Source organism: Paenibacillus endophyticus, assembly GCF_014192395.1.
GTDB classification, from domain to species: domain Bacteria; phylum Bacillota; class Bacilli; order Paenibacillales; family Paenibacillaceae; genus Pristimantibacillus; species Pristimantibacillus endophyticus.
In genome coordinates this window covers 559,190-585,777 of record NZ_JACHXW010000002.1, presented here as the reverse complement: position 1 = coordinate 585,777, position 26,588 = coordinate 559,190, and the positions used below count along the sequence as shown (strand labels likewise).

Genomic DNA, 26,588 nt, shown 5'->3' with positions numbered 1-26,588 from the left:
TATGTCACTGAAATTCGGCATTCTGGATCAAAGCATTATATTTCCCGGCCAGACGGCTGCGGAAGCGCTCGGAAATACCGTCAAGCTGGCGCAGCTCGCGGAGACGCTGGGCTTCGAACGCTTCTGGGTATCCGAGCATCATGATTCCCCAGGCATGGCGGGTTCATCGCCAGAGGTGCTTATTTCGTATTTGCTTGCTCAAACGAAGACGATCCGTATCGGCTCGGGCGGCGTCATGCTCCAGCATTACAGTCCATATAAAGTAGCTGAAAATTTCAATGTGCTGGCTTCGCTGGCGCCTGGACGGGTGGAGCTTGGCATCGGTCGCGCACCGGGAGGTTTGCCTCGTTCGACTAAAGCTTTGCAAAAAGGCGTAGCGGAGGCTGCGACCTTGGCGGAGAAGCTGACGGAGCTGGAGCAGCTGCTGCATGATAAGACGGGCGAAGATCATCCGCTTGCCGGACTGGAAGCAAGTCCGCTGCCGGTTCAACCGGCTGACATCTATTTGCTCGGCACGAGCATATCCAGCGCGGAGCTCGCTGCCGAGAAGGGTTACCCGTATGCATTTGCGTTATTTATTAATAACGACCCGGAAACGGCCCGCAAGGCGATAGAAACGTACCGAAACCAGTTTAACCGCTCGCTTGGGAGAGAGCCCAAAACGATTCTGGCGTTGTCCGTTATTGCTTCGGATTCGGAGGAGGAAGCGAATGCGCTGGCAGGCCACTTCAAGAGCGTCCGTGTTATGCTTGCGAGCGGTAAAACCGTAAATGTTGGCTCGCTAGACCAGGCGAAGGAATTCGCCCGCCAAGCGGGTGAGACGTTCACGGCGGAAGAGAGAGACGCCGACATTACGCGAGGAACCAAGGAGACGGTTCGCAAGCGGCTGCTCGAAATTCAAGCGCAATACGGCGTGGATGAATTCGTCTTTACGACGATCATCCCTGATTTTGCGAAACGAATCCGTTCATTCGAGCTGCTGAAGGAAGCGTTCGAAGGGGAATTGGTATGAGCGGCTTCTCGGCTGGGGCAATCGAAGCGAGGCTGGTGGAGATTCGCAGGCAGCTTCACGAGCATCCGGAGCTCTCCCATGAGGAGTTCGAGACAACGGCTGCCATACGCGGCTGGCTTTCTGAAGCAGGTATCCGAATTGTCGATTACGGGCTAAAGACCGGCGTCATTGCCGAGGTTGGCGGACTGAGCGGAGGACCGATCGTTGCGGTGAGGGCGGATATCGACGCGCTGCCGATTCAGGAGGAAACGGGACTATCTTTTGCGTCCAAAACCCCCGGGAAAATGCATGCCTGCGGCCATGATTTCCACACCGCCTCGATTCTTGGAACGGCCTTTCTGCTCAAGGAGCGCGAGCAGGAGCTGCGCGGAACCGTACGATTTCTATTTCAGCCCGCAGAGGAAAAGGCGAAGGGTGCAGGCCAGATTATTGCGAGCGGTGCGCTTGATGGCGTAGAAGCGGTGTTCGGCATGCACAATAAGCCTGACCTGCCGGTCGCGACGATCGGCATCAAGGATGGCCCGCTCATGGCGGCAGCAGATGGTTTCGTTGTCGAAGTAGAAGGGCGCGGTACCCATGCTGCTGTACCGGAAGCAGGCCTCGATCCCATTGTGACGGCAGCGCATATCATTACGGCGCTGCAATCAATCGTGAGCCGCAGCGTAAGCGCGCTGGACAGTGCGGTCATCAGCGTAACCAGGCTTCATGCCGGTTCGGCATGGAACGTTATTTCGGATAAAGCGGTATTTGATGGAACGCTTAGGACGTTCGACGAGCAGGTACGCCTTACGGTGCGGGAGCGCTTCGAGCAAGTTGTGAATGGAGTCGCTTCTGCTTTCGCGACGAAGGCGAGCGTGAAATGGATAGAAGGACCGCCGGCGGTTGTCAATGACGAGAGTTGGGCGGAGCAGGCAGCTGTAACGGCAGAAGCGTTGGGATTTGCTGTCGTGAAGCCAAAGCCGTCTCCTGCTGGCGAGGATTTTGCATTTTATTTGAAGGAAACCGCTGGGGTTTTCGTATTTCTCGGTACGGCTGGACCGCAGGAATGGCATCATCCGGCCTTTGATCTGGATGAGGCAGCATTGCCGATCGCAGCGTCATTCTTCGCAGCACTTGCTTCGGACGCTTTGCGCAAGCTGGCGGATGAACGCTTGCCGGGAGGACGAGAGCATCTCGAAATCATATGATGTCATCGTCGTAGGAGCGGGCTCCATGGGGATGAGCGCCGGTTATGAGCTTGCGGCCCGCGGAGCGAAGCCGCTGCTCATTGATGCTTTCAATCCGCCGCATAACATGGGAAGCCATCATGGGGAGCCGCGCTTAATTAGGCATGCTTATCATGGAGGCGACACTTATGTGAAGATGGCGCTAAGGGCGGACGAGAAGTGGCTGGCGCTGGAGCGGGCCACCGGCGAGAAGCTGCTGGAGCGATCCGGTGTGCTGAACATGGCAGAAACGAGCTTTTACGATTATAAGGGCAGGCTTGGCGATGCGATGAGGAATGGCGTACAGGTCGAGCTGCTGCAAGCGGATGAGATCAATCGCCGGTTTCCGGGCATTCGGCTGGACGATTCGTTCCAAGGCATGTATGAGCCGAACGCAGGTTACTTATACAGCGAGAAATGCATAGCGGCATATAAGCAGCAGGCGCTGCTCGCCGGGGCGGAGCTGCTCGTTGATACCTTTGTCACAGACATCAGGGCCGATGAAGGCGGCGTCACCGTATATACAAGGGAAGAAGCTTATACGGCTTCACAGGTTGTCATTACCGTAGGGGCATGGTTCCATATGCTGTCCAATCATGTGAAGCTTCCGATCCGTGCCGTACGCAAGGTCGTCGGATGGTTTGAAACAAGCTCGACCGCATTCGACGCGGGTACATTCCCCGGTTTCACTTGGGGAGGAGCATTAGGCGGATATTACGGCTTCCCAAGCATTAGCGGTGCGGGAATTAAGATCGGCAGGCATGATACGGGCGTAGAATGGTTGCCCGGCGAGCCAATCGCGCCGTTCGGAGCTTACCCGGAGGATGAGGATGACTTGCGCCGGGCATTGCATGCTTTTGTGCCAGGCGCAGCAGGCAAGCTTCTTCAGAGCGCAGTGTGCAAATACGAGTTCACGCCCGATGAAGATTTCATTATCGATGCGCATCCGGAGCATCCGAATGTGCTGCTCGCTGGAGGCTTTTCCGGCCATGGCTTTAAGTTTGCCAGCGTGATCGGTGAGATTTTGGCCAATAAACTAGAAAAAAAACAAACGGGCTATGATTTGCGCATATTCGAGCTTAGCCGGTTCAGCAGTCAATAACGAGGAGCCATTTGGCCCCATTCACAAGGAGGAGCTTACATGAGTCAGTCAACTGTCAATGTTCAAGCGTATGTACAGGCGTATGATCAAATCGAGCAAGAAATAGAGGGACTAACGGAGCAGCAGCTTAAATGGAAGGCTGCGCCGGAATCCTGGAGCGTAACCGAGGTTCTTGCTCATCTCGTGGATCACAGCATCGTCGTATCCTTCCGCGTTCGTGAAATATTGTCGGGCTCAGAAGTGAGACTGCCCCTTTTCAATCAGGATGCATGGGTGAGCGGTCAGAAGGCGAACGAGGGCGATGCGAAAGATATTCTGACAGCGGCCCGTGCGCTAGTTCAATATAACAGCCTGCTGTTTAACCGTCTTACTGACGAGGAATGGAGTAAAACAGGCGTTAACTTCAAAGGCGAGCATGTCGCGATTGCGGCTATCGTTCCGGCTTTCGTTGCTCATGTTCAAGGTCATTTGGGACAAATTCGCCGGGTAAAACAAAGCGAGGCGGAGTCGGCAAAAGCAAACAACGCTATTTAAACGGCTGCTGCTTGTAATCATAGTTAAAGGAAGCGGGTGATCGTGCATGTCGGACAATGCAGTTGTAATAAGGGACACCGAGCCCGCGGATCGCGAGGCAATCCGGGAGGTGCTGCTGGATGCTTACGGGCAATATGAGCAGGTGCTGCCTGAGGAAGCGTGGAGCCGTTACAAAGAAAGCATTCTCGAAGCCATCGACGGAGCAGCAACAAAGGCTCGGCTGGCAGCCGTGCTGAACGGCGAGGTAGTCGGCAGCGTGTTTTTGTTTGATTCATCAGAAGCAGCGTACGGATTGCCTGATCTGAATATTCAAACTCCAATTATTCGCCTCCTTGCCGTGTCGAGGAAGGCACGCGGTTACGGCATCGCGACCGAGCTCATTCGTGCAAGCGCCAAGCTTGCTACGGAATGGGGTGCCGAAACGCTCCATCTCCATACCTCGGATATGATGGATTCTGCCGTTAGGCTTTATGAGCGGCTTGGCTTTGAGCGGGCGTTCGATAAGGATCTCCAAAACGGGGATACACTCGTAAAGAGCTATCGTCTTGCGTTAAAAGAAACGTCGCTGCTGCAGGTGCAATAGCGTGAACTGGAACTATAAATCGATGTGAATGGGGAGGACGTTTATTATGGCGAATCGCAAACAAATTAAGTTCGGTGCATTGATTCATGGGGTGGGAGGCAATGTGTCGGCATGGCGGCATCCGGAGGTCCCGGCAGATGCAAGCGTTAATTTCAAATTTTACACCCAGCAAGCCCAGACTGCCGAAGCAGGCAAATTCGATTTGGTATTCATAGCTGACGGTCTATATATAAATGAGAAATCGATTCCTCACTTCCTCAATCGTTTCGAGCCCATTACGATATTGTCGGCGCTTGCTGCCGTTACGTCCAAAATCGGGCTGGTCGGCACGTTGTCGAGCTCCTACAGCGAGCCGTTTACGGTTGCGCGCCAATTCGGTTCGCTTGACCATATTAGCGGCGGGCGCGCAGGCTGGAACGTAGTGACGTCACCGCTCGAAGGCTCGGCAAGCAATTTCAGCAAAACCGACCACCCGACGCATGACGAGCGCTACAAAATCGCCGAGGAATACTTGCAGGTCACACGCGGCTTATGGGATTCATGGGAGGATGACGCTTTCGTAAGAGATAAAGAATCAGGTGTATTCTTTGATCCCGCTAAGCTTCATACGCTTAACCATAAAGGCGAGTATTTCGCTGTGCAAGGTCCGCTTAATATTGCGCGCTCCAAGCAGGGCCACCCGGTTATCTTCCAAGCGGGCTCATCGGAAAGCGGCAAGAAACTGGCTGGCAAAGCGGCGGATGCGGTATTCACGGGCCATGAGCGCATCGAAGATGCAAAAGCATTCTATAAGGATGTGAAGGATCGGGCGGTTGCAGAAGGACGCTCGGTGGATGATATTGTGATTCTCCCAGGCATCGGACCGATAATCGGCCGCACGGAAGAAGAAGCCGAGGCTAAGTATCAGGAGCTTGCGGCTCTCGTAACGATCGAGAATGCGTTGAACTATCTAGGGCGTTTCTTCGAGCATCATGATTTCAGCCAATATCCGCTTGACGAGCCTTTTCCTGAGCTCGGTGATCTCGGGCATAACAGCTTCCGCAGCGGTACGGATAAAATTAAACAAAACGCCAAGGAGCAAAATTTGACCCTTCGCCAGGTTGCGCTGCAATCGGCTACGCCGCGAGGTCAATTCATCGGCACGCCGGAGAAGGTAGCGGATCTGATCCAGCAGTGGCATGAAGAGGGAGCAGCGGACGGATTCATTATTCATTCTTCCATTCCAAGCGGCTTGAATGACTTTGTTGAGCTGGTCGTTCCTATTCTTCAGGAGCGAGGGGTGTATCGTACGGAGTATGAAGCGGATACGCTTCGCGGCAACCTAGGATTGCCGATTCCTGCCAACCGCTACTCGAAGGAAGCCGAGAAGGTAAACAGCTGATCCCAGGGATACGAGTCCGATGTATACGCTGCTCGACGTAAGGGAAGAGGGATGGATTTGCGGAAGCATCAGCTGCCGCATTGGCGCTGGAATGCGGGATTTCATGCTTTGATACGGAGTTCATGGTTCCGGTGATTGGGTTGATCCGGTCCAAGGCTCCGAGGCTCCGAGGCTTGCCCCCGCCTCTAGCGCTTTCTTTTCTGACGGTGCATGAGGCCTGCGACAGCTTTTCCACGCCTTCGCGGCTTCTTCGATTTTAACGTTTTTGAGTGCCTCCCTGTTAATATGGCCGTATCAACGTCTTCTTCGCTTGATACGGTTTCTTCAGCTCCGGATGCGGTTTCCTCGGCCTGCTCATCTACGTTCGTCTCCAAAATTCTAGCATTGCCAAAATTAACGCTACCTTCGTTTTTTATAATAATGACATACCCGATGCAGCAGCACATAGATGCCTCAGCGTCCCTTCATAGCGAAAAACCAGTACATCTATTTATATGATTGGCTTGTTCCCTATGCATCGGCGCTTTCAGGGGTAACAACTGCCTTTTTCTATTTTTTTATAGAAAGCAGAAAGGGAGAGAGAATCTGCGGTATGCAAGTTATTTTAACTGAGTCATACCTTTATTGATCGCTGCCCAACGGGCAGGATCTAGACCGCTATTTTCGAGGTCAAGCGTCCCCATATCCTCCATGTATTCCGTGCCCCAGCCAAGCAGCAGCTGTAGAATTGGCATTAATTTGTCACCAATCGGGGTGAGCGAATATTCAACCTTCGGCGGTACTTGGCGATAAACCTCGCGATGAATCAATCCGTCTTTCTCCAGATCACGAAGCGTGTTCGTAAGCATCGATTGGGTTACCTCCGGCAGAAGCCTCTGCATTTCGCTGAACCGCTTAGGACCGTCATGCAGCGCCCATAAAAGAAAAACCTTCCATTTCCCGCCGATCAGGCTTTGCGCCGTGAACATAGGGCATTTCATGAAATCTTCTCCATACTTCGCCATGTATGCGTATGCCTCCAATAGTATGTTTTTTAGTACTATATACGAAAAATAAGCGTACTTGTTAATATCATTAGTATCTAATATATTTAGAGTCTAACAAATTACTGCCGAGCCGTATATCTTTATTGTGCTTGGCATTCCAATCCATACATGAAGGGATGATTCATCTATGTCAATTATTATCACGGGTGCTACCGGACAACTTGGAGGTCTCGTAATCAAGCATTTGCTTGCCCGGCAGGTTCCTGCAAGCCGAATTATAGCTGTTGCAAGAAACGTGGAGAAAGCTTCTGCCCTAGCTGAGCTTGGAGTAGAGGTTCGCTATGGTGATTACAATGACCGCCAATCACTTGAAAAGGCTTTTGCAGGCGCGTCCAAGCTGCTATTCGTACCGAGCCCGGATGCTCATGACGAAACCCTTCGAATTCTTCAGCATGCGAATGTTGCTAAAGCGGCAAAGGACGCTCGCGTCGGCCATATTGCGTATTATGGATATGCATTCGCTGAGACTTCAAAGCTTTCACTTGCTGCGACCCATTTGCTTACGGAGGGCATACTCCGCACGACGGGCATTCCGTTTACGTTCCTGAGAAATCCGCTTTATACAGATGTTTTCGTAAGTCCGCAAAGCGTGGGTGCCGCAGTTCAATTCGGAGCATTAGTTGCGAATGCGGGAGCTGGACGCGTACATACAGCGAGCCGTGACGATTTAGCGCTTGCAGGGGCTGTCGTGTTGACGGAAGAAGGACATGAGAATCAAATCTATAACCTTGCAACGGATACGACATGGAGCTTTGAAGAGCTGGCTGCAATTATCGCTGAAGTATCGGGCAAGCAAGTCGTATACAATCCGATCTCATTCGATGAGCAGAAAGCCCTTCTTCTACAGGCAGGTTTGCCAGAGGGCGTAGCCATCATGGTAGCTGCCATCAATCAAAGCGTAGCGGAGGGGGAGACGTCACAAACCTCGGATGACCTGAGGGAGCTTGTCGGCACATTCACCCCGCTTGAGGATATCGTGAGACAATCGCTTCAAGCTTAATGCAAATCGGTTAGCAGAAGCTTTCATGACCAAATAAAACAAGGGCTCAACTCCAATTGGAGCTGAGCCCTTGTTTTATTTGGATGATTATGTAAGCATATTGTTAGAAGCTGGAATAAGGCATTAAACATTCAGCGACAGCCTTGTGGGTGCACAAGTCGAATTACGGCTGTCGCAGTGACATGATTGCTAGTACAGCTTCATGTATTTAGCGCCCGAGCAGTTGCTCAGCGATCCAATCTGCTGCAGCTGCTGTAGATATTCCTTGCGCATCAGACGTATGGAACACATGCGTAAGGGTATCGCCAATCCGCTCAACTATCTTTTGCGCTGCAGCCGCATTACCGCCTTCGAGCTCAACGGAGGTCACGATTATTCCTCCCGCGTTAATGACATAATCGGGAGCATACAAAATATCCATATCATGCAGGAGCTTGCCGTGCCGGGCTTCCAGCAGTTGATTGTTGGCAGCGCCTGCAATGATTGTACAGTTAAGCTTACTAACAGTAGTATCATTCAGAATGCCGCCGAGCGCGCAAGGGGATAACACATCGCAAGGCACAGAAAGGATGTCGCCGGGCTTGCGCGGATCTGCGCCGAACTCTTCAACGGCTTTCCGCAGCCGTGCGGGATTAATATCCGAGACAATGAGCTTGGCCCCGGCATGCTTCAAAAAGCGGCAAAGCTGGAACCCTACTTTACCGAGACCTTGCACGGCAATGATTTTGTGTTGAATGGATTCGCTGCCATAAGCACGCTTAAGGGATGCTTGTATGCCTAGGAACACGCCATATGCTGTCATTTTTGCGGTAAGCTCGTTCACTGCGCCGAGTGAGCCGGATGTATCCGTAACGAAAGAGGTTTCAAAATGAACCCAGTCCATATCGGAGACGGTCGTCCCCAAATCCATGCCTGTAATATAAGTGCCCTGCAGCTCGTCGATTTTGTGTCCTAATGCCCGAAACAGCATTTGCCGCGGCCCTTGATCGGAGTGGGAGAGAATGACAGCTTTGCCGCCGCCGTATGGAATGCCGGATACGGCAGATTTATACGTCATGCCTCGTGCAAGGCGAAGCGCATCCAATACTGCGGCTTCGTCGCTTGCGTAATGCCACATCCTGCAGCCGCCGAGGGCAGGGCCAAGCGTCGTATTGTCAATAGCGATGATAGCTTTAAATCCGATTGAACGGTCTTGGAGGAAGATGAGCTGCTCATAATTTTGATTCATAAGGTTCAAGTTGACTCCTCCTTTGAAGCAGGTTTGCCATGCTTCCTGCTCTCAGCATATTCAAGCCTAGCGGTCGATGGCACATGAGAGACGACCTGCATTATCGCAGGCTGTTAGGAGGAGCAAGCATTCTGAGAGGGGGCTACGAATATGGTTATGGGAGAACGTATAGGCAAGGGAATGACCGCCGAGGTGTTTGGATGGGGAGAGGGTCAGGTTCTGAAGCTCTATTATGATTGGTTCCAGCTGGAGTGGGCCCAGCATGAATGGCGAATAGCAAAAGCCGTCAATGATGCGGGATCACCTTCTCCAAGGCCAATCGAATTGATGGAGATCGATGGGAGGCTTGGGCTAATATATGAACGAATTAAAGGGTCTTCTATGCTAGCCCTCATGCAAGCCTCCCCGCAAGAAGCGGTGAAACTCGCACGTGAAATGGCCAGATTGCATGATGAAATACATCGCTGCGCAGCTACAGGGCTTCCGCGCCAGAAGGAGATCATGGATAAGGCCGTACGTGATTCCGCTAGCCTATTGAAGGATAGAGCGTCGAAGGTTTGTGCATACCTCGATGCCTTGCCGGAAGGAAATCAGATTTGCCATGGAGATTTTCATCAAGGCAACATTATGTTGTCAGACATCGGTCCGGTTGTAATCGATTGGAATAATGCGACCAGCGGTCAACCAGCCAGTGATGTCGCGCGAACGAGCTTAATGCTGCGTTCACCTTTCGTATCTGAATTAGCAGGTGAAGGAATAAAAGCTGTGCAATATGAGATGCACCGGGCCTACATCGAACAATATATGGAGCTGTCTGTGACTTCATTGGCTGAGGTAGAGGCATGGATGATGCCAGTTGCTGCCGCAAGGCTTCGAGAAAATATACCAGGCGAGCGAGTTTGGCTGTTGGGCATGATTGAGGAGATGCTGCAAGGCAAAGGCTAAAAATAGATGAGTGAGAGGAGTGTATATATGGACTACTTGAGAGATTATGCTATGTATGCGGCGATATTCGGCATGTTTGGTTTTTGTTGGTTTGGCTGGGCGCAGGAGAATCCAAGAAGCAGCTGGCGCAAGTATATTGGAATGGCGTCAGCATTGCCGTTGTTAGTCAGCCTGGTGGGTATCTATTTGAGCGTGACAAACTGGCAGGAGGCTACGGCATTATCCGAGTCCGATACATTCAAGAACTATTTAATATTCGTGTTCATCGAGTTCTTATTAGCAGCAATTGGCGCTGTTCTTTTCATTATATTCAAAAAAACCGATTATGTAGCGCCATGGATTCTATTTATCGTCGGCATTCATTTTTTCTGGTTAAAGGATGTATTCAAGGATGCTAGCCTGTACGTATTAGGTACCCTTCTTGTGGTGATATCCATCTTTTCTTTATGGTCAGCCAAAAGACTGGGTGTGGCTAAGAGCGCCATCACAGGAATTGGCGGCGGCACTGTGCTCCTTGGCTTTGCAATTCTTGGACTCGTTCGTTTTTTTTCGATATAGCTCGCTCTTCCACCTCAGGCAAGAAAAACCCGATGCTAATCAGCATCGGGATTCACGGTGTCGCTAGCGTTTCCATACTGCTGGACGGAGCTCCATGCATCGGCTTCATCGAAGTGGCCGGCTGCCCGCTGCCTTCCCGCCCCTACGCCTGCCGGCGGCGTGGTCATGACTTGCTCTTCCACGGGCCTGGCGTTAGTCATTCCAGTATGTTCGGCATGCTCTATGCAGCGCGTCGTGGTAGGAACGGCTAGCAGCCGCTCGTAAGGAATAGACGTTTCGCATACGTCGCAGCTGCCATATCGTCCCATATCTATCCGCTCGAGTGCGCCGTTCACCTCTTCAAGCTGTCCGCTAAGCGTCTCATCGATGGCCATATCCCTGCTCTTCTCGAACGTCTCGGTTCCAAGATCAGCAGGGTGATTGTCATAGGATGAGAGCTCGCCCGCATCATCGGCAGACAAGCTGTTGATGATGCCCCCTGTTCCGTCATTTCCTGCGAAATGAGCAGACAGCTCGTTTTTTTCCTCCATGAGCATATGCTTCAAATCTCTCAATTGCTTATCTGTCAGTTGTTCCATTTGAATCGCTCCCTTCAGGCTTCATTCTCTTACTTACCACGAACTCAGGGAAGTGAAGCAGACAAAGGGGCAAGCTTAGTACCTAATTCCGACTTGCCTCTTCTTTTTGGTTTATCGTTTAAAAGGCTGCATGAACAATTCCGGAAAGCGGTGCTCGACATATCGGCGGACATCTGATGCATGGTCAAGGTCCATGACCTCCAAAGCGGACTGACGCAGATACTCTTTGTCCCAACGCTCCGACTGCAGGCTTAGTTGCCTACTGACGGACGATAATGCCTCGTTGCTTACACTGAAGGCGTCCAAACCCATTCCCAGCAGCAACGGCACAGCCGCCGTCTCGCCCGCCATTTCGCCGCAAATGCTCACCTTTTTGTTTCTGTCATGCGCAGCGCGGATGACACGGTGAATCAACCGCAGCACGGCCGGCTGCAGCGGATCGTGCAATTCACGGAGAGAGGGGGAGTTTCGACTGGCCGCCATCGTGTACTGAATTAAATCATTGGTGCCGATGCTGAAGAAGTCTGCTTCTTGCGCCAGCCGGTCCGCCATAATGGCGGCAGAAGGCACCTCAATCATAATCCCCGTTTCAATATGATGGTTAAACGCGGTGCCAGATCGTGAAAGTTCCGTTTTTACCTCCTCCACAATGGCTGTCGCCTGTTTCCATTCACCCATTGTAGCTATCATCGGGAAGAGCAGCTTGATATTGCCGTAAGCGCTTGCCCTGAGTGCCGCGCGTAGTTGTGTGCGAAGCAGATCCTGCCGCATCAGAGATATTCTCATACCGCGATTGCCGAGAAACGGGTTGTCCTCATCCTCCAACATTAACAACGCAAGCGGTTTGTCCCCGCCTACATCCATTGTGCGAATGATAATCGGCGATCCTGGGCCAAATGAGGAGACAATGGCGCGATACGTTTCAAATTGCTCTTCTTCCTCCGGGAAGCTATCCCTGCCCATAAATAAAAATTCCGTACGGAACAAGCCGATGCCGTCGGCTCCGCAGCTTTGTGCGGTTATGGCCTCGGATAGAGAGCTGATGTTGGACATCAGCAACGGTCTGTCACCGCCCATTGCTTGCATCGGCATGGGGCATACAGCCTGTTCACATGCAAATTCCGTTTCGGTTCGTCCATACTCTTCGAGCAGTCCTTCAGATGGATCTACGATTACGGTGCCGCTCGTTCCGTTGAGCAGCACTGGCTGCCCGTCAAGGATGTCATGCAAACCCATGCCGATACCGACTACGGCAGGTATGCCGATGGATCGTGCTATGATGGCGAAGTGAGAGGTAGCGCTTCCATAAACGACTGCTACTCCAACGATCGTCCGGGGATTTAGCAGTACTGCTTCGGAAGGCGACAAATGATCGCAAATGAGAACCAGACCTTCCGTACCGACGATTCCTTCCAGAACGCCTTTCTCTCCCCTCAATACGCGGATGATGCGATGAATGACATCTTCAATATCCATAGCCCGTTCTTTGAAGGTAGCATGATCAAGCTGACGTATGGTATCAAGTACCTCGGTCATCGCTTCCTCAAGCGCCGCTTGGGATGTATATTGCATTTGCACGATTTTGTCACGGGCCTTCCCGACCAGCTCCCGATCTTTCAATAGAAATAATTGAACCTCTATAATTTCAGCTTCTTCTATGCGGCCTTCCACAAGCAGAGAATGCTGGATAGACGCCAAGGCTTCGCCGGCTTGCCCCACTGCCGCATCGAACCGACTTAACTCAGCGGGAACGAGCAGCGGCGTAATCCTATGGGTATCGTGCTGCAGCTCCGATGCCTGTATTTGCAGCGCGCGACCCCAAGCGACACCGGCGGAAGCCGGAATTCCTTTCAATTGCATAAGCCAATGCCTCCCAGAATATATTTTGAACGGACTGCAAGAACCGATGCTTAATGCCGAGCCGTCAGCACGGCGCCAATCGCTTCGACAGCCGCTTCCGAATCCTCGCCCTCCGCTATGACCTCAATTTCATCTCCGAATTTGGCTCCGATGGAAATCATGTTGACCAGACTTTTGGCGAAGAACAAGCTGCCATCCTTGACCAAATAACTGTCCGATAGGTGCCGTGTGGCAGCTTCTACGATTTTGAGTGCGGGGCGCGCATGAATGCCCGTCGGATTCATTACGGTATATGTTTTTTTCATTCCACATGCACTCCTACAAAATGGCTTTAATACGATCTTTCAATTTCTCTGCTTCCATTCCGAAAATAGCATGAATCGAACCTTTGCCCAAGCGAATGACCCCGAGCGCTCCCAATTTCTTTAACCGGACATCATCGACCAAACTCTCATCATGCACGGTCAGACGCAAGCGGGTAATGCAGGCGTCGATGCTGTTAATGTTGGCTGCACCTCCCAAGGCTCCCGCAACGGCGACGGCGATGTCGTGCTGGTCGGCAGCCCCGCCTGTGTAAGTACTCAGACTTCCTTGCCGGCTTTGGTCAGCAGTGAAGCCTGCAACACCGCTTGAGCCGCCGCTTTGTGTATACGTTTCCTGTCCATTGCCTGAGCTGTCTGAAGCGTCAGCAAGCATTATTTCGTCCGTACTGTCTTCTGCATCGCGACCAGGGGTCATTAAATTAAATTTCGAGATGATAATTCGAAACAAGGTGTAATAGAAAACGGCGAACAACAGGCCGATCGGCAGAATGAGCAAAGGTTTGGTGGCCAATGGATAATTGATGACGTAATCAATGAAGCCAGCAGAAAAGCCGAAGCCGTGCCGCACGCCTAGCTCGACTGCAATGAAACCGCTGATCCCCGACAATATGGCATGTATGACGTACAATAATGGCGCGACAAACATGAACGCGAATTCCAGCGGCTCGGTAATCCCAGTCAAAAATGACGCCAGCCCAGCGCTCAAAAAGATAGCAGAAATCTTTTTGCGTCTTTTTCGGCTGGTGCTGTGAATGATGGCAAGGGCTGTTGCGGGCAGCGCAAACATCATAATGGGGAAAAAACCGGCCATCAACAGGCCGGCATCCTTGTCGCCAGCAAAAAAGCGATCTAAGTCTCCCTTATACATTTGACCGGACGGGTCGACGTAAGAGCCGATCTGGAACCATGCGATGTTGTTCAGCACATGGTGGAGACCGAAAGGAAGAAGCAGACGATTGGCGGTTATATAAACAAATGCGCCTATGCCCCCGAGGTCAATCACCCAGTTGCCGAAGTTATCCAGCGCAAGCTGGATGGGGCCCCAAATCATACCAAAGCCGACTGAGATGACAATCATAGAGGAAGCGGTGACGATAGGAACAAACCTTTTTCCGGAGAAAAACCCAAGCCAACCCGGGAGCTGAATTTGATGATAACGCTTGTAAAAATAAGAGGCCACAAGTCCCGACAATAAGCCGCCCATCGCACCCATATTCAGTTCTTTGTCCATTTGCGACCAGTCCGCAAACACAATCGGCATCTGCAGCAGCACATAGTCCAGCACAAGATAGCCGATGACCGCCGCCAACGCTGCAACGGCATCGCCTCCGATCCCGATTCCGATTCCGATCGCAAAGATGAGCGGGAGATTGTCAAAAATCGCGGACCCGCCCGCATCGAGAAACGGAGCGATATACCGGTTCAGCCACACGCCAAATTCACCCAGCCGAAAATCCTGTTCATAATCGATGTTGCCGAACCGGAGCAGCAGCGCAGCCGCCGGTAGCACCGCAACGGAGAGCATAAGTGATTTACCAATTTTTTGCAAAAAAGCGAGCATGCTCAGACCTCTCCTCAGCTCAGGTAATTTGCTTCAGCATAATCCGAAACGCGTCAGGCTCCCCGATGTATACATCCCGATAGTTGCATTCGATGGATGCAACAAGCTGTCCTCCTCCAATGACGATGAAGATGGCGCAAGTTGAAAAACCTGCCTTGCGAATAAGGGTAAGATCAAATTGGACAAGCGGCTGTCCCAACCGCACGCGATCGTTAACGTTAACCAGCATGTCAAATCCCTCGCCGCGCAAGTCGACTGTATCGATCCCGATGTGGATAAGCAGCTGCAGACCTGACGCATGCTTAAGCAGCAGTGCATGCTTGGCCTCGGCGATATGGCTGATAATTCCGTCAAAGGGCGCAACCACGCAGTCGCTTGCCGGTTCAATCGCTACTCCATCTCCCAGATAACCATGGGAGAAGTTGACGTCATTTACCTCTCGCAGCGGGAACAATCGGCCTGTAACTGGTGCAGCCGCACCGATGAGGACAGGCCGCTGCTTCCTAGCCCATTTATTCTGAAACACCGGCTATCCCTCTCTCTCTGTATGATCTCTAGAGCGGCTGGAATAAACGATGCAGGTGAATCGCCATATAGCCGATTTCGTCTTGCGATATTTCAACTTGCATTTCCTCATGGATCAAAAATGCAATATCGGAAGCCAGCGCAAAGGCTTCTGGATAATTCGCTTTCAGCTCGGTAATGATTGGATTAATAACCCGGCGCTCCTGCATTAACCGTTCAATAACCGCCCGCATATGCATCACGAGTCTAGCGTAGTCCTGACTTGTCCGATGAAGCGGAATGCCCCTGTTGCGTTCGATGTATTCGACAATTCGGTTGACTAGCCCATTCAGTTTGACCAATTGGCCGACGGATGCTGTGCCGACGCAGGAGTGAACGTGAAGGGCGAGAAAACCGATCTCGTCCTCGGGTATGGGGATGCTGAAGCGTTCACTGATCATGATGGCCGCTTGCGCTGCGATTTCATATTCCAGCGGGAAATTAATCTTTGTCTCATGCAGAAAAGGGTTATTGATCTCCATGCCGTTTCTAAGTCGGTACAAGGCGAACTGAATATGATTGGGGAGCGCGAAATACACCTTGGGCTGTACCGGCGTGCCTAGACGCTCCTTCACATTTTCTACAATTTTTTCAGAGATAGAAATGACTTCGGGATCAATGTTTTCTATTAAATCCTGATATTCTTTAATAGGCTGCTCATCATCCAGCCGATAACGTTTTTCAATTCGGGGATCGGTAGTGCTGATCCAGTCGCAGCCTTTGGAAGCAAAGCCGAGACCTTTGCCGAATAGCACATATTCTTTGGTCGTGCGGGGATCCACGGTCAGAATAACGTTGTTGCCAACGATGCGATCAATGCGCTGTATTTCTTTCCCGGCCAACTTTACCCCTCCTGAGGATGTATTTAAAGTTGAAGAAAAAACGGCTTGCGAAAAAACAGAAAAGCCGAAGATGCCTGCTTCACAGAAGGGAAGCGCAGCACTTTCGGCTCATGCCTAGTTAAACTAGTAGCACGCCTATAAGATTTACAATTATCTTTATGATAGATTAGATGACGTTAATCTGTCAATTGAAAATAACACATAATTGTAAGCGTTTGAATAAATTTGTAAGCGATTTATTTTGCTGAAATTATCAAAGATTTAATGTGTTGACAATATAGAAAATACAAGTTATGATTTTTTCAGCTGAATACGTCAGGAAACATAACGTGCTACCGAAAGGGCATGAGTTATGCAAGCAATGATCTGCTTGCGTGACTCATGCCCTTTTTTTCTTTGAAATATAGGAAAGTATTTGATTTCGCCATACTTTCTCTATGCTTCTCGGAACGAAACGCGCCACGCCGTTAATGGACGGCGCAGCCGTTTCGCCTTGCCGCACGTATTCCGGAGTTGAAGGCAATTAAACGAATGAGGGGTGCTTGGAATATGAAATTGAAACAAACTTTAGGTGGCGGACTTGCATTGATGCTGGTGCTGTTATCGGCAGCTTGCGGCGGTACGAACAGCGGAAATACAAATGGGGGAACACCAGATGCTTCGCCGACAGAGGTAGCGAGCAATAACGGTGCCGATAGCAGTAAAGGTCTGACGGGTGAGTTTGAAATCCAGTATTTCGTTGGCGGCTACGGAGATTCCTGGTGGAAGGAAGTGATTAGTGGTTTCCAGGCAGCCAATCCAGAGCTTAAAATTACGCAATCGGCAGGACCTAATATTAACGATCAGATGAGACCGCGTTGGATTCAAGGCGATACGCCGGATGTAGTATTCATTGACGGCGCAGGCTCCAATGAGCGTCAGATGATCGACGACGGTCAGTTGATGGATTTGACAGAGTTTCTAAAAGAGGCTGAAAACACAGATGGCGAGAAATTAACGGATATTCTGATTTCGCAGCCGACAGCTTACGAAGGAACCAAAAATTATACACTTCCGCTCGTGTTCGGTTCTTGGGGATTGTTCTACGACAAAGCCTTTTTCAATGAAAAAGGATGGAAGGCTCCTACTAACTGGAGCGAGTTTGTCGCAACGAACGAGCAAGTAAAGGCTTCGGGTATTTCGTCCTTGATCCATACCGGCGTATATCCCTATTATATCAATGGCGGTTTGGTAGATTCCGCAATAGTAGCTGGTAATGGGGGAGACGGCTCTATATTGACACAGCAAGCTAATTTGGAGGAGGGCAGCTTCTCCGGTCCTGCTGTACAGAAGGCGCTGGCTCAGGTTGTAGAGCTGGTTGATAAAGGGATGATCGATCCAGGAGCGGTATCGCTCAACCATACCGATGCGCAGATTCAGTGGCTGCAGCATAAAGCCGCTTTTATCCCGAGCGGGTTGTGGCTGGAGAATGAAATGAGCAAGGATATTCCGGAAGGATTTGAATTTGGCTTTATTCCTTCCGTTGCTCAGGGGGCAGGCGAGAACAACATCGTCATTCCTTATACCAATACAATTGCGATTGCCGAAAAGGCAAAAAATGTGGAAGCAGCCAAAGCGTTTGTGCAATATGCGTTTACGAAAGCCAACGCAATTCGCTGGGCCGAGCTGACAGGAGCTCTTATGAATATCAAGGCGGACCTGACCAACACGTCCGCGAGCGAAGTTGTAAAGGAAGCGATGGCGTTCTTTAACTCGGACACCACTACGGTTGCTCCGGTTGCCGTGTTGAATGCTGATGTGGAAAAAGCGAAGCAGGATGCGACAATCGCCCTGACAACAGGTCGGATAAAGGCAGAGGAATGGATGCAGCGCCTTGAAGCGGCTGCTGCCAAAGTTCGCAAGTAACGCAGTTGCGTAAAGCTAGGTTAATCAAATAAGGGAAGACGTCCCGAACGGGACGTCTTCCCTCACTGGCAGTCCGATTCAACGAATGCACGAAAGAAGGTAGACATTATGACGCAATCTGCTAGACGTAGAACTTTTTTTATTATTTTTTTACTTCCGACATTTTTGTTCTTCTGCCTTTTCACGCTATATCCTATTGTCAAAGGTGTCCAAATATCGTTCTTTGACTGGTCGGGCGGAACGAAAGAGATGGACTTTATCGGATTAGACAATTACAAGCAGCTGCTTCGCGATCCTATAGTCGGGACAGCAGTCGGTAATGACTACTTTCTTGTTGTAGGTAAAGTAATTGGCATCATGCTTCTGGCCACTTTTTTTGCGGTAGCCGTCACCAGACTGAATGTTTGGGGGAAAAACGTATATCGAGTGCTCTTTTTTATTCCGAATGTGATTTCCGTCGTCGTTATCGGTGTGCTGTGGAGATATGTTTACAATCCTAATCTTGGCTTTCTCAACTCGTTTCTCTCGCTGTTTACCTCTGAACGGGTGCAGACGGCTTGGCTGGGCGAACCCCATACAGCGATGATGTCGCTGCTGTGGCCGTCTATTTGGGCAGGGATCGGTTTTTATATGATATTGCTAGTAGCAGCAATTCTCTCCATTCCTGGGGAGTTGTACGAAGCAGCCGATTTGGACGGCGCCTCCCAATGGCGGCAGTTCCTATCGGTCACGTTGCCGCTTATGTGGGAACAGATGAAGGTGAGCATCCTGCATATTGTGATGACTACCCTGAACGGTTCGTTTATTCTCGTATGGATCATGACGGAAGGAGGGCCGGATAATTCAACTCAGGTAATGGGCTCCTACTTGTATCAAATGGGCTTTAGACAATACCATATGGGTTACGCGGCAACCATCGGCGTGCTTATTCTGGTGCTCTCCCTGCTGACCACCATCATTTTGCAGCGGGTATTGAAACGGGAAACGATTGAAATGGCATGAGGAGTGAAAATAACCGATGATGTTAACCAAGCAAAATCCTGCAGCTCGACTGGTCACATACATTCTGCTGTTACTGTGGACGATAGCTGTCGTGTACCCAATGGTATGGACGCTGTTCGGCGCACTGAAAGACAATCCGCAATTTATGCAGAAGCAGCCTTGGGCATTGCCCGAGTTTCCGCTTCTTTGGCAAAACTTCACTTATGTATGGGAAAGATACGGTTTTCAAAGCTATTTTGCGAATTCCATCCTAGTAACGGTTGGCAGCATCTTGCTCTCGTCCATTCTCGCTGCGACGACCGCATATGTATTAGCCAGATTTGCCATTAAGGGCGGACAAGTGCTGTATTACTTATATTTGTCGGCCATGATGATTCCGATGATTCTGGGGCTGATCCCGTTGTTTTTTCTATTGAACGACATGGGATTGATCAATTCGATTCCCGGCCTAATCTTGGTGTATACGGCAAGCGCGCTGCCCTTTGGCATCTTTGTATTGGTCAGTTTTTTCAAAACGCTCCCGAAGGAACTGGAGGAAGCAGCGTATATCGATGGCGCGGGATATGCCCGCACCTTCTGGTCGGTTATGCTGCCGCTGGCCAGGTCGGGCTTGATTTCCGTCGGCATCATGAACGGCTTGACTATTTGGAATGAGTATATTATGGGCTCGGTTTTTGTCAATAAGCCTGAATTGTATACATTGCCAGTCGGACTGGCCGTCATGCAAAATGAGATGCAATACCGCACGGAATGGGGGCCGTTGTTTGCAGGTCTGCTATTATCCATTGTGCCCGTGCTCATCATTTATATCATTTTCCAAAGACAGATAGCCGAAGGCGTCACGGCCGGCGCCGTGAAATAACCTTGTAAAGAAAGGAAGATGGGTTGATGCATACAAGATTCAAGTCATTAATCATAGGCTTAATCGCTGCTGTCTGTTTTTCAAGTATTCCCGTATATGCTGCTCCCGAAATTACATCTAATCCCGTAGATTTTCCTGTATTTGAAGATGGTTATGTTCGAAAATCAAGGAGTGCTACCAATTCCACCTACGAGAGTATTACGACAGCTCACGGGGCTCAATATGCGGGTCTAGGCTATACGGTCATCAATTCCAAATATACAGGATCAGATGAAATTATAGCGGCTATGAAGGTGAAATTGCCTACGAAGGAGGAAATAGAAGAAAAGGATTTGGACCGGTTTGATTTTGTTTTTAGTATATTCAAAAACCCAAATTATACATTGGGAAACCAATCCTATGTCTTTCATTACTCCTCAAACACGACCTGGAGTGAAGCATCCTTAACTTGGAGTAATAAGCCTTCCTTTATAGACAGAGCCGACACGAATTTGTTGTTTAAGTTCGATATTAAACAGAATGATGAATATGAAGTCAAGTCCAATGCGGCCAAAACGATCACGACGGATATAACCAACACCATTATGGGATTGGTCGATGAAGGCTTCGAAGAAATTACCGTATTCGCGACAGCGCAAAATAGTCTGGATACCTCCCTAATGATTCATAGCAAAGAAACCGGGGATGTGACAAAAAGGCCAAAAATCGTAGGGTCCAAAGAATCGGTCATCGATCCTGAGCCCACTGGTCCCCTTGATCCAAACGATCCTAATAATATCGCATACCAAAAGCCTGCAAGAAGCAATATTGCCAAGAATCTGGCGGAAAACGTTACGGATGGAAATTTGAGCACATCATGGTCCGGCATTTTTTATCCGTCTTATGTGGACATTGATTTAATGGATCAGTATGATTTGAGCGAGATTCAGCTGAATGTGCCGACTGGCAAAATCACCTACTATACGCTATATGGCAGTAATGATGGCGTAGATTATGACAGGCTTTATCAAAAGAGAACAAGAGCGGCCGCGACGGAAAGCGGAGACCGTATTGTTCTGGAGGAAGGGACTTCCTACCGTATTATTCGCGTCTACATGGAATATACGCAGGGTGAGAATACCGCATATCTGTCCGAAGTGAAGGCGTATGGCACCAAGACGGATACCAATACGGAGCCTTTAAGAACGGGAAGCATTGAAGAGATTCTGGGAATGAAAGACTTTAAGGACACGGATTACGCCAATGCCATTACGAATGAAGAAACCTATGACAATATTTATGGCATAGTCGAGCGTACGGTCGGCCCGCAATATCGCAATTGGTTTTCATTTGAAGTTGCGCCTAATACGGCCAATGACGATGATTACTTCGAGTTAAGCGACAGGGACGGAAAGATCCATATTAAAGGAAACAAAGGCATCTCGATCACAACGGGATTAAATTATTACTATAAAAATAATTTGAACGTTCATATCTCCGAACAGACGATGCAGGTAAACATGCCGTCCAGCCTTGTACCAATTGGGAATGCCGTGCGGAAAGAAACGGAATACAAAATCCGTTATGCCTTTAACTATTGCACGCTCAGTTATACTTTTGCTTTCTTTGGAGTAGAAGATTGGCAAAGAGAAAATGACTGGCTGGCACTTAATGGCGTCAATGTCGTATTGGATCTAGCGGGGCAAGAAGCGACTTGGGTCAAATTTTTAATGAATTTCGGTTACTCCTTTGATGATGCTAAGGACTGGCTGACAGGTCCAGCCTATAACGCATGGCAGTTCATGGCCAACATGGAGGCGTTCGGAGGCCCTGTTCCAGACGGTTATGTTATTGACCGTGCTGAGTTGGCCAGAAGTTCGCAACGATGGAAGAACTCTCTGGGCATGCAAACCGTTCTACAGGGGTATGCCGGTGTCGTGCCTACTAACTTTAATGAGTTTCAGCCTGCGGTAGAGGTCATTAAGCAAGGGTTATGGAACGGGTTCAGCAGACCGGATATGATCGCTACAGATTCGAGCTTGTATGACCAATATGCCAAGTTATTCTATGAAGCACAGGAATTTGTTTATGGTCAAACATCTGATTACTATGCAGCGGATCCGTTCCACGAAGGCGGTAAAAGGCCTTCTGGACTAAGCGATGGAACGATTGCGCATGAAGTGCTGAATTCCATGCTTGATTACGATAAAGATGCCGTATGGATTGTACAAGGATGGCAAAGCAATCCTACCAATGCTCTATTAAATGGTATGGGGGATCGAAGAGACGATCACGTATTGATTGTGGATTTGATTAAATACCCTCTTGCAAGCTTTACGAAATACAATCGAACCTCTTATGACAGCACAAAATTGGATGCAGTAGAGTTCAACGGCACGAAATGGGTATGGGGGCTTCTGGCTAACTTTGGAGGAAATCCTTCCATGCACGGCCAGATGGAGGTTATGGTTAACGATATTCAAAATGCCAAAAAGACAAGCAACCATATGGCAGGTCTGGGTATTATATCGGAAGCGCAATACGATAATCCCATCATCTATGATTTGATATTTGACCTAGCTTGGGCGGATGACGATTTTAATCTGGATCAATGGATAAATAAATATTTAGAAAGACGATATGGCGGCATTTCCGAGAATGCTAAACTGGCATGGGACATCATGAAGGATGCCAATTATAATTACGGAGTTCGATTTACGACTCAAATCTTCGGCATGAAAAATACGACTCCGCAAAACTATGGAAAACAAAACATAGCTTATGGAGCCGACAAGCTGGAGATGGCATTCCGTTTGCTGGCACAGGATTTTGATAAATTTAAAAACAGCGAAGCCTATCTGTATGACTTGACGGAAATTATGCGTCAGCTTGTAAGCAATTATTCCGTACTTGTCTATAATGATTTGCTGACAGCAAGAGATGGCAGAAACGTTGAGGCATTCAAGGAAGCAAAAGCTAAGTTTTTGAAGTCCTTCGATGTGTTAAACGCCGTACAAGCCACTCAGCGGGATCAGCTTGCCGGAGAATGGATTGGAAAAGCGCAGGATTTGGCAGCGCCTTACGATGACTTCTCCAATGATGCTTTTGAAATGAATGCCAAAACCTTGATTACCACTTGGGGTTCGAGGCAATCCCACGGAAGCCTGAAGGAGTATGGCTGGAGAAATTACGAGGGTATGTTTAACGATATTTATAAAAATGTCTGGGAAGAGTATCTGAACAAGGTCGAAGCCAATTTGGAGACAGGTGCTGCGATTCAGACTATCAGCGCTTCGGGATACTTTGATAAGTATTGGGACTGGGTTGTAGGCGTACAGAATTACACCAGGGATGCCAAGGATTCCGCGGAAGAGCTCATTGAAGTCGTAGATATGGTCATCGAAAATGTGATGTTGTCCGGAGAGCTTGACCCGAATATCGGAAACAGAGCACTTGGTCGCGTGACCAGTACGAATACAACGGATGTTCTTGGCAAATTGGTTGCAGCGACGGATGGGAAGACGGATTCAAAGGTATCGCTGCACGCAACTGACGAGATCAAGGAACCTGAGTTGATTGTCGACTTGGTAGGAAACTTCCAATTTTCAGAGATTCAGGTGTTGGTTGACGGCTTTTCGTTCGACGGTTATGAGGTGTATGTAAGCAGCGATATGAACACGTGGAAAAAAGCGGGCGAAATAGCTGCAAGTGAAATCTCGGACACTGTAGATAAATTTGTATTGTCCGACATAGAAGGAAGGTACGTAAAACTTGCAGCTGTATCAGCAGATGCTGAAGATGGCTTGGGTAAGGAGCTTGCCGTCAAGGAAATAAGAGCATACGGAGAACGAATCTTGCCTAATTTGGATCTGTTAAGTACTTTGGTGGGCTTTGCGGAAAAGATAAATCTTGGCGCAAGTGAACCAAATGCTGTTCAATCATTTAATACAGCCTTGCAGAATGCCAAAAATGCCATTGCAAATAGTGCTGCTGTAGATGAAGTGAACAGTGTCTACTGGAACTTATATGAGACAATCTTAAAGCTTAATCTAATGGGCTTGAAGAATCTGGGATTAGATAAACCGATAAAAGCACATAACGATCCTGGCGGCAATTCTCAAAGAGCGGTAGACAATAACAGGGATACTGTGTGGGATTCAGGAAGATTGAGTGCAACTGGTCAGCCATATGAAACTACAATTACACCAGGATGGGCTGCCATAGAGCTTGGCAATGTTTACAACGTTGGTGAAATTCAAGTGATATTTGGCAATAGCAATCAAGGCTACTGGCATAATTATGAGCTATATAGCAGCCTGGATGGAACCGCATGGACGAAAGTTGCGGAAAAAACATCAAGAACAATCCCGAATGAAGCGGAAGATTATCACGTCTTAGAAAATGTTAAAGCAAGTTATATTCGGATCGTTACAACAAATATACAAGAAGCAAGCGGCAGAAGATCCCCTTATCAGGTTGCTGAATTGCGGGTATTGGGAACAGAATTGGATGCAGTGACGGCAATCGCTGACGTTATCGATGTGCCTGTGCCTCAAGGCACGTCCGCCGAAGAATTGTTGGCGCAGCTGCCGACCACTGTCGAAGCGACGCTGGAGAGCGGCTCCACCAGATCGGTAGCTGTAAACTGGGACATCGCCGGCTCGGAATATGACGGCACATCTCCGGGAGAGTATACGGTAAACGGCACGCTCTCGTCCGACTTATACAACCCGGAAGGACTGACGGCGAGCGTGAAGGTCATTGTAAGCGAACCGGGCGAAGCGGAACCGCCGGTATGGCCGCAGGGCAGCGAATTGCAGGCCTCGAACATCGGCAGTACAGGACTGGTGTTGACATGGGCGGCGGCTGAAGATCAAGACAGCGTCACGGCTTACAACATTTATCGCGGAGCTGGACTTGCGGGTACGACAACAGGAGATGCCACAACCTATACGGTAACAGGACTGTCTCCCGGCACGACGTATACATTCAAAGTTGAGGCCGGCAACGAGCATGGCAAGTGGACGGCTGATGGACCATCAATCACCGTTACAACGGAGCGGGACAGCAATCCGGGCAACCCGGAACCGCCGGTCGTCACACCAGGGCCAAAACCAACAGAAGAGCCCGGGAAACCGAATCAGATTAACGTGAAGCCGGAAGCGGACGCTGATGGAATCGCGAAAGCTCGAATCGGTACAGAGGCTTACAACAAGGCGGCTGCCGGCGATGCCGAAGTCGTAATTACGGTAGATGAGGCGCCGAAATCAATAGGATATGAAGTCATCCTGCCGCCGATCGCGTTGGCAGATGGCGACAAGAAACAGGTGCTGGTCATTCGCACCCCGCTGGGCACGATTAAAGCCAATTCCGATCTGCTGCCTTCGGCAGCGGTCACGGGAGCGAAGGAAGTGTCCTTGTCGGTTGCAAAGGCAGAACGGGGAGCAGCAGTAGACATTGCGTTGAAAGTTGATGGCAAGGAGCAGTCATGGCATAACGCGAAGTCACCGTTGAATGTCATCCTTCCGTATACGCCAACAGGGGTGGAATTGCTTGATCTAGACCATATTATCGTGTGGTATATTGACGAAGAAGGCGTAGCGAAGGCAGTAGCATCAGGCAAGTACAACGCTGAACAGAAAGGCGTTACCTTCCTGGCAGAGCGTACTGGACGCTATGAAATTCAATATATCCATAAAACCTTCAAAGATCTTGAACGTTATGATTGGGCGAAACAAGCGATAGAAGCCATGGCATCACGCGGCATTATTCATGGCACGACAGCTGAAACGTACAATCCCTCTGCTGCAATCAAACGGGCAGACTTCATTGCTTTGCTGGTGCGCGCGCTAGATTTGAAGTCGACGTCGGAAGAAAGGTTCGATGACGTTGCGGCAGATGCTTATTATGCAGAGGAAGTGGCTGTTGCGAAGGCGCTGGGTATTGCGCAAGGCAAAGGCAATAATCAGTTCAAGCCGGAACAAACCATCTCCAGACAAGAGATGATGGTGCTCATCGATCGCACACTGACGCTGCTTGGTAAATCGCATGCGAGTGGAACATGGAGCGATCTGGATAAATTCAATGATCGTGAGGAAATAGTCGGTTATGCCGAGCAAAGCATCGCGAATCTAGTAAGTAGCGGCATTGTAAAAGGCAAAGGCGATGGCATCGACCCGACTGGGCGGGCTACACGGGCTGAAATAGCGGTGTTAATCGAACGGTTGTATTATTACGTATCATAGATGATTACATGGCAAGAGGCTGCCCTGGGGGTGAACTGCACCCCGTCAAGTATGCAGTAAAAAAAAATGAAATGAGTTTAAGCGGCCTTCGTCCTGTATTCCATAGGACTGAGGCCGTTTCATGTTGCTTGCAATCGTTCGTCATTGTAAAAGATATAGTCCACAATGTCCAATTCGTGCTCTTCAAAATCTTTTTATTACGCTAGAGAATAGAATGCTGGATTGGCTTTACAACGGCGGTCGCCTTTTATAAGATGGGAATACATGTTCTTG

21 protein-coding genes are annotated in these 26,588 nt (G+C 49.7%); 13 read left to right on the top strand and 8 right to left on the bottom strand.

Annotation, left to right across the window (positions count from 1 at the left end; genetic code table 11):
- Position 1 precedes the first annotated feature (1 nt).
- The 6 genes from FHS16_RS05280 to FHS16_RS05255 are packed head-to-tail and all read left to right on the top strand — an operon-like array spanning position 2 to position 5,817.
- Entirely contained in the window at positions 2–1,012 is a 1,011-nt protein-coding gene (locus FHS16_RS05280) for an LLM class flavin-dependent oxidoreductase (RefSeq protein ID WP_183559554.1), read from the top strand.
- The gene (locus FHS16_RS05275; RefSeq protein ID WP_183559552.1) at positions 1,009–2,199 is read left to right on the top strand and encodes an amidohydrolase; all 1,191 of its coding nucleotides are present in this window, start codon (positions 1,009–1,011) and stop codon (positions 2,197–2,199) included. Before FHS16_RS05280 ends, FHS16_RS05275 begins: the two co-directional genes overlap by 4 nt.
- Positions 2,156–3,319, top strand: a complete 1,164-nt coding sequence (gene solA, locus FHS16_RS05270; protein ID WP_183559550.1) for an N-methyl-L-tryptophan oxidase — start codon at positions 2,156–2,158, stop codon at positions 3,317–3,319. Before FHS16_RS05275 ends, solA begins: the two co-directional genes overlap by 44 nt.
- 39 nt (positions 3,320–3,358) lie before the next feature.
- Positions 3,359–3,853, top strand: a complete 495-nt coding sequence (locus FHS16_RS05265) for a DinB family protein (RefSeq protein WP_183559548.1) — start codon at positions 3,359–3,361, stop codon at positions 3,851–3,853.
- A 46-nt stretch (positions 3,854–3,899) separates the two neighbouring features.
- On the top strand, positions 3,900–4,436 hold the full coding sequence (locus FHS16_RS05260; protein ID WP_183559546.1) for a GNAT family N-acetyltransferase: 537 nt from the start codon (positions 3,900–3,902) through the stop codon (positions 4,434–4,436).
- Between the two features lie 46 nt (positions 4,437–4,482).
- Positions 4,483–5,817, top strand: coding sequence for an LLM class flavin-dependent oxidoreductase (locus FHS16_RS05255; RefSeq protein ID WP_183559544.1), 1,335 nt, complete (start codon positions 4,483–4,485; stop codon positions 5,815–5,817).
- Between the two features lie 599 nt (positions 5,818–6,416).
- On the opposite strand, the gene FHS16_RS05250 is transcribed toward FHS16_RS05255, so the two are convergent.
- Entirely contained in the window at positions 6,417–6,821 is a 405-nt protein-coding gene (locus tag FHS16_RS05250) for a winged helix-turn-helix transcriptional regulator (RefSeq protein WP_183559542.1), read from the bottom strand.
- A 169-nt stretch (positions 6,822–6,990) separates the two neighbouring features.
- On the opposite strand from FHS16_RS05250, the gene FHS16_RS05245 reads away from it, so the two are divergent.
- On the top strand, positions 6,991–7,863 hold the full coding sequence (locus FHS16_RS05245) for an SDR family oxidoreductase (RefSeq protein WP_183559540.1): 873 nt from the start codon (positions 6,991–6,993) through the stop codon (positions 7,861–7,863).
- A gap of 208 nt (positions 7,864–8,071) precedes the next feature.
- Here the strand turns inward: FHS16_RS05245 and FHS16_RS05240 are convergent, their stop codons facing one another.
- A complete protein-coding gene (locus tag FHS16_RS05240; RefSeq protein ID WP_183559735.1) occupies positions 8,072–9,091 on the bottom strand; it encodes a Leu/Phe/Val dehydrogenase in 1,020 nt (339 codons plus the stop codon).
- Between the two features lie 150 nt (positions 9,092–9,241).
- Between FHS16_RS05240 and FHS16_RS05235 the strand changes: the two genes are divergently transcribed.
- A complete protein-coding gene (locus FHS16_RS05235) occupies positions 9,242–10,036 on the top strand; it encodes a phosphotransferase family protein (RefSeq protein WP_183559538.1) in 795 nt (264 codons plus the stop codon).
- Positions 10,037–10,063: 27 nt separating this feature from the next.
- Positions 10,064–10,594, top strand: coding sequence for a hypothetical protein (locus FHS16_RS05230; protein ID WP_183559536.1), 531 nt, complete (start codon positions 10,064–10,066; stop codon positions 10,592–10,594).
- Between the two features lie 35 nt (positions 10,595–10,629).
- On the opposite strand, the gene FHS16_RS05225 is transcribed toward FHS16_RS05230, so the two are convergent.
- The 6 genes from FHS16_RS05225 to FHS16_RS05200 form a co-directional block, all read right to left on the bottom strand.
- The gene (locus FHS16_RS05225; RefSeq protein ID WP_183559534.1) at positions 10,630–11,172 is read right to left on the bottom strand and encodes a TraR/DksA C4-type zinc finger protein; all 543 of its coding nucleotides are present in this window, start codon (positions 11,170–11,172) and stop codon (positions 10,630–10,632) included.
- 111 nt (positions 11,173–11,283) lie between these two features.
- Positions 11,284–13,032: a phosphoenolpyruvate--protein phosphotransferase gene (gene ptsP / locus FHS16_RS05220; RefSeq protein ID WP_183559531.1), complete on the bottom strand. Its 1,749-nt coding sequence runs from the start codon at positions 13,030–13,032 to the stop codon at positions 11,284–11,286.
- A gap of 50 nt (positions 13,033–13,082) precedes the next feature.
- The gene (locus FHS16_RS05215; protein WP_183559529.1) at positions 13,083–13,337 is read right to left on the bottom strand and encodes an HPr family phosphocarrier protein; all 255 of its coding nucleotides are present in this window, start codon (positions 13,335–13,337) and stop codon (positions 13,083–13,085) included.
- A gap of 13 nt (positions 13,338–13,350) precedes the next feature.
- Positions 13,351–14,916 carry a PTS transporter subunit EIIC gene (locus FHS16_RS05210; protein ID WP_183559527.1) on the bottom strand — a complete coding sequence of 522 codons (1,566 nt, stop codon included), beginning with the start codon at positions 14,914–14,916 and terminating at the stop codon, positions 13,351–13,353.
- A 19-nt stretch (positions 14,917–14,935) separates the two neighbouring features.
- A complete protein-coding gene (locus tag FHS16_RS05205; protein ID WP_183559525.1) occupies positions 14,936–15,442 on the bottom strand; it encodes a PTS sugar transporter subunit IIA in 507 nt (168 codons plus the stop codon).
- A 28-nt stretch (positions 15,443–15,470) separates the two neighbouring features.
- A complete protein-coding gene (locus tag FHS16_RS05200; RefSeq protein ID WP_183559523.1) occupies positions 15,471–16,322 on the bottom strand; it encodes a PRD domain-containing protein in 852 nt (283 codons plus the stop codon).
- 549 nt (positions 16,323–16,871) lie between these two features.
- Between FHS16_RS05200 and FHS16_RS05195 the strand changes: the two genes are divergently transcribed.
- The 4 genes from FHS16_RS05195 (at position 16,872) to FHS16_RS05180 (ending at position 26,315) form a co-directional block, all read left to right on the top strand.
- Positions 16,872–18,227, top strand: a complete 1,356-nt coding sequence (locus tag FHS16_RS05195; RefSeq protein WP_183559521.1) for an extracellular solute-binding protein — start codon at positions 16,872–16,874, stop codon at positions 18,225–18,227.
- A gap of 108 nt (positions 18,228–18,335) precedes the next feature.
- On the top strand, positions 18,336–19,229 hold the full coding sequence (locus FHS16_RS05190; RefSeq protein WP_183559519.1) for a carbohydrate ABC transporter permease: 894 nt from the start codon (positions 18,336–18,338) through the stop codon (positions 19,227–19,229).
- 16 nt (positions 19,230–19,245) lie between these two features.
- Positions 19,246–20,091, top strand: a complete 846-nt coding sequence (locus tag FHS16_RS05185; protein WP_183559517.1) for a carbohydrate ABC transporter permease — start codon at positions 19,246–19,248, stop codon at positions 20,089–20,091.
- Positions 20,092–20,117: 26 nt separating this feature from the next.
- Positions 20,118–26,315 (top strand): alpha-N-acetylglucosaminidase TIM-barrel domain-containing protein, encoded by a 6,198-nt coding sequence (locus FHS16_RS05180; protein ID WP_183559515.1) that lies wholly within the window; start codon positions 20,118–20,120, stop codon positions 26,313–26,315.
- Positions 26,316–26,588: the final 273 nt, after the last annotated feature.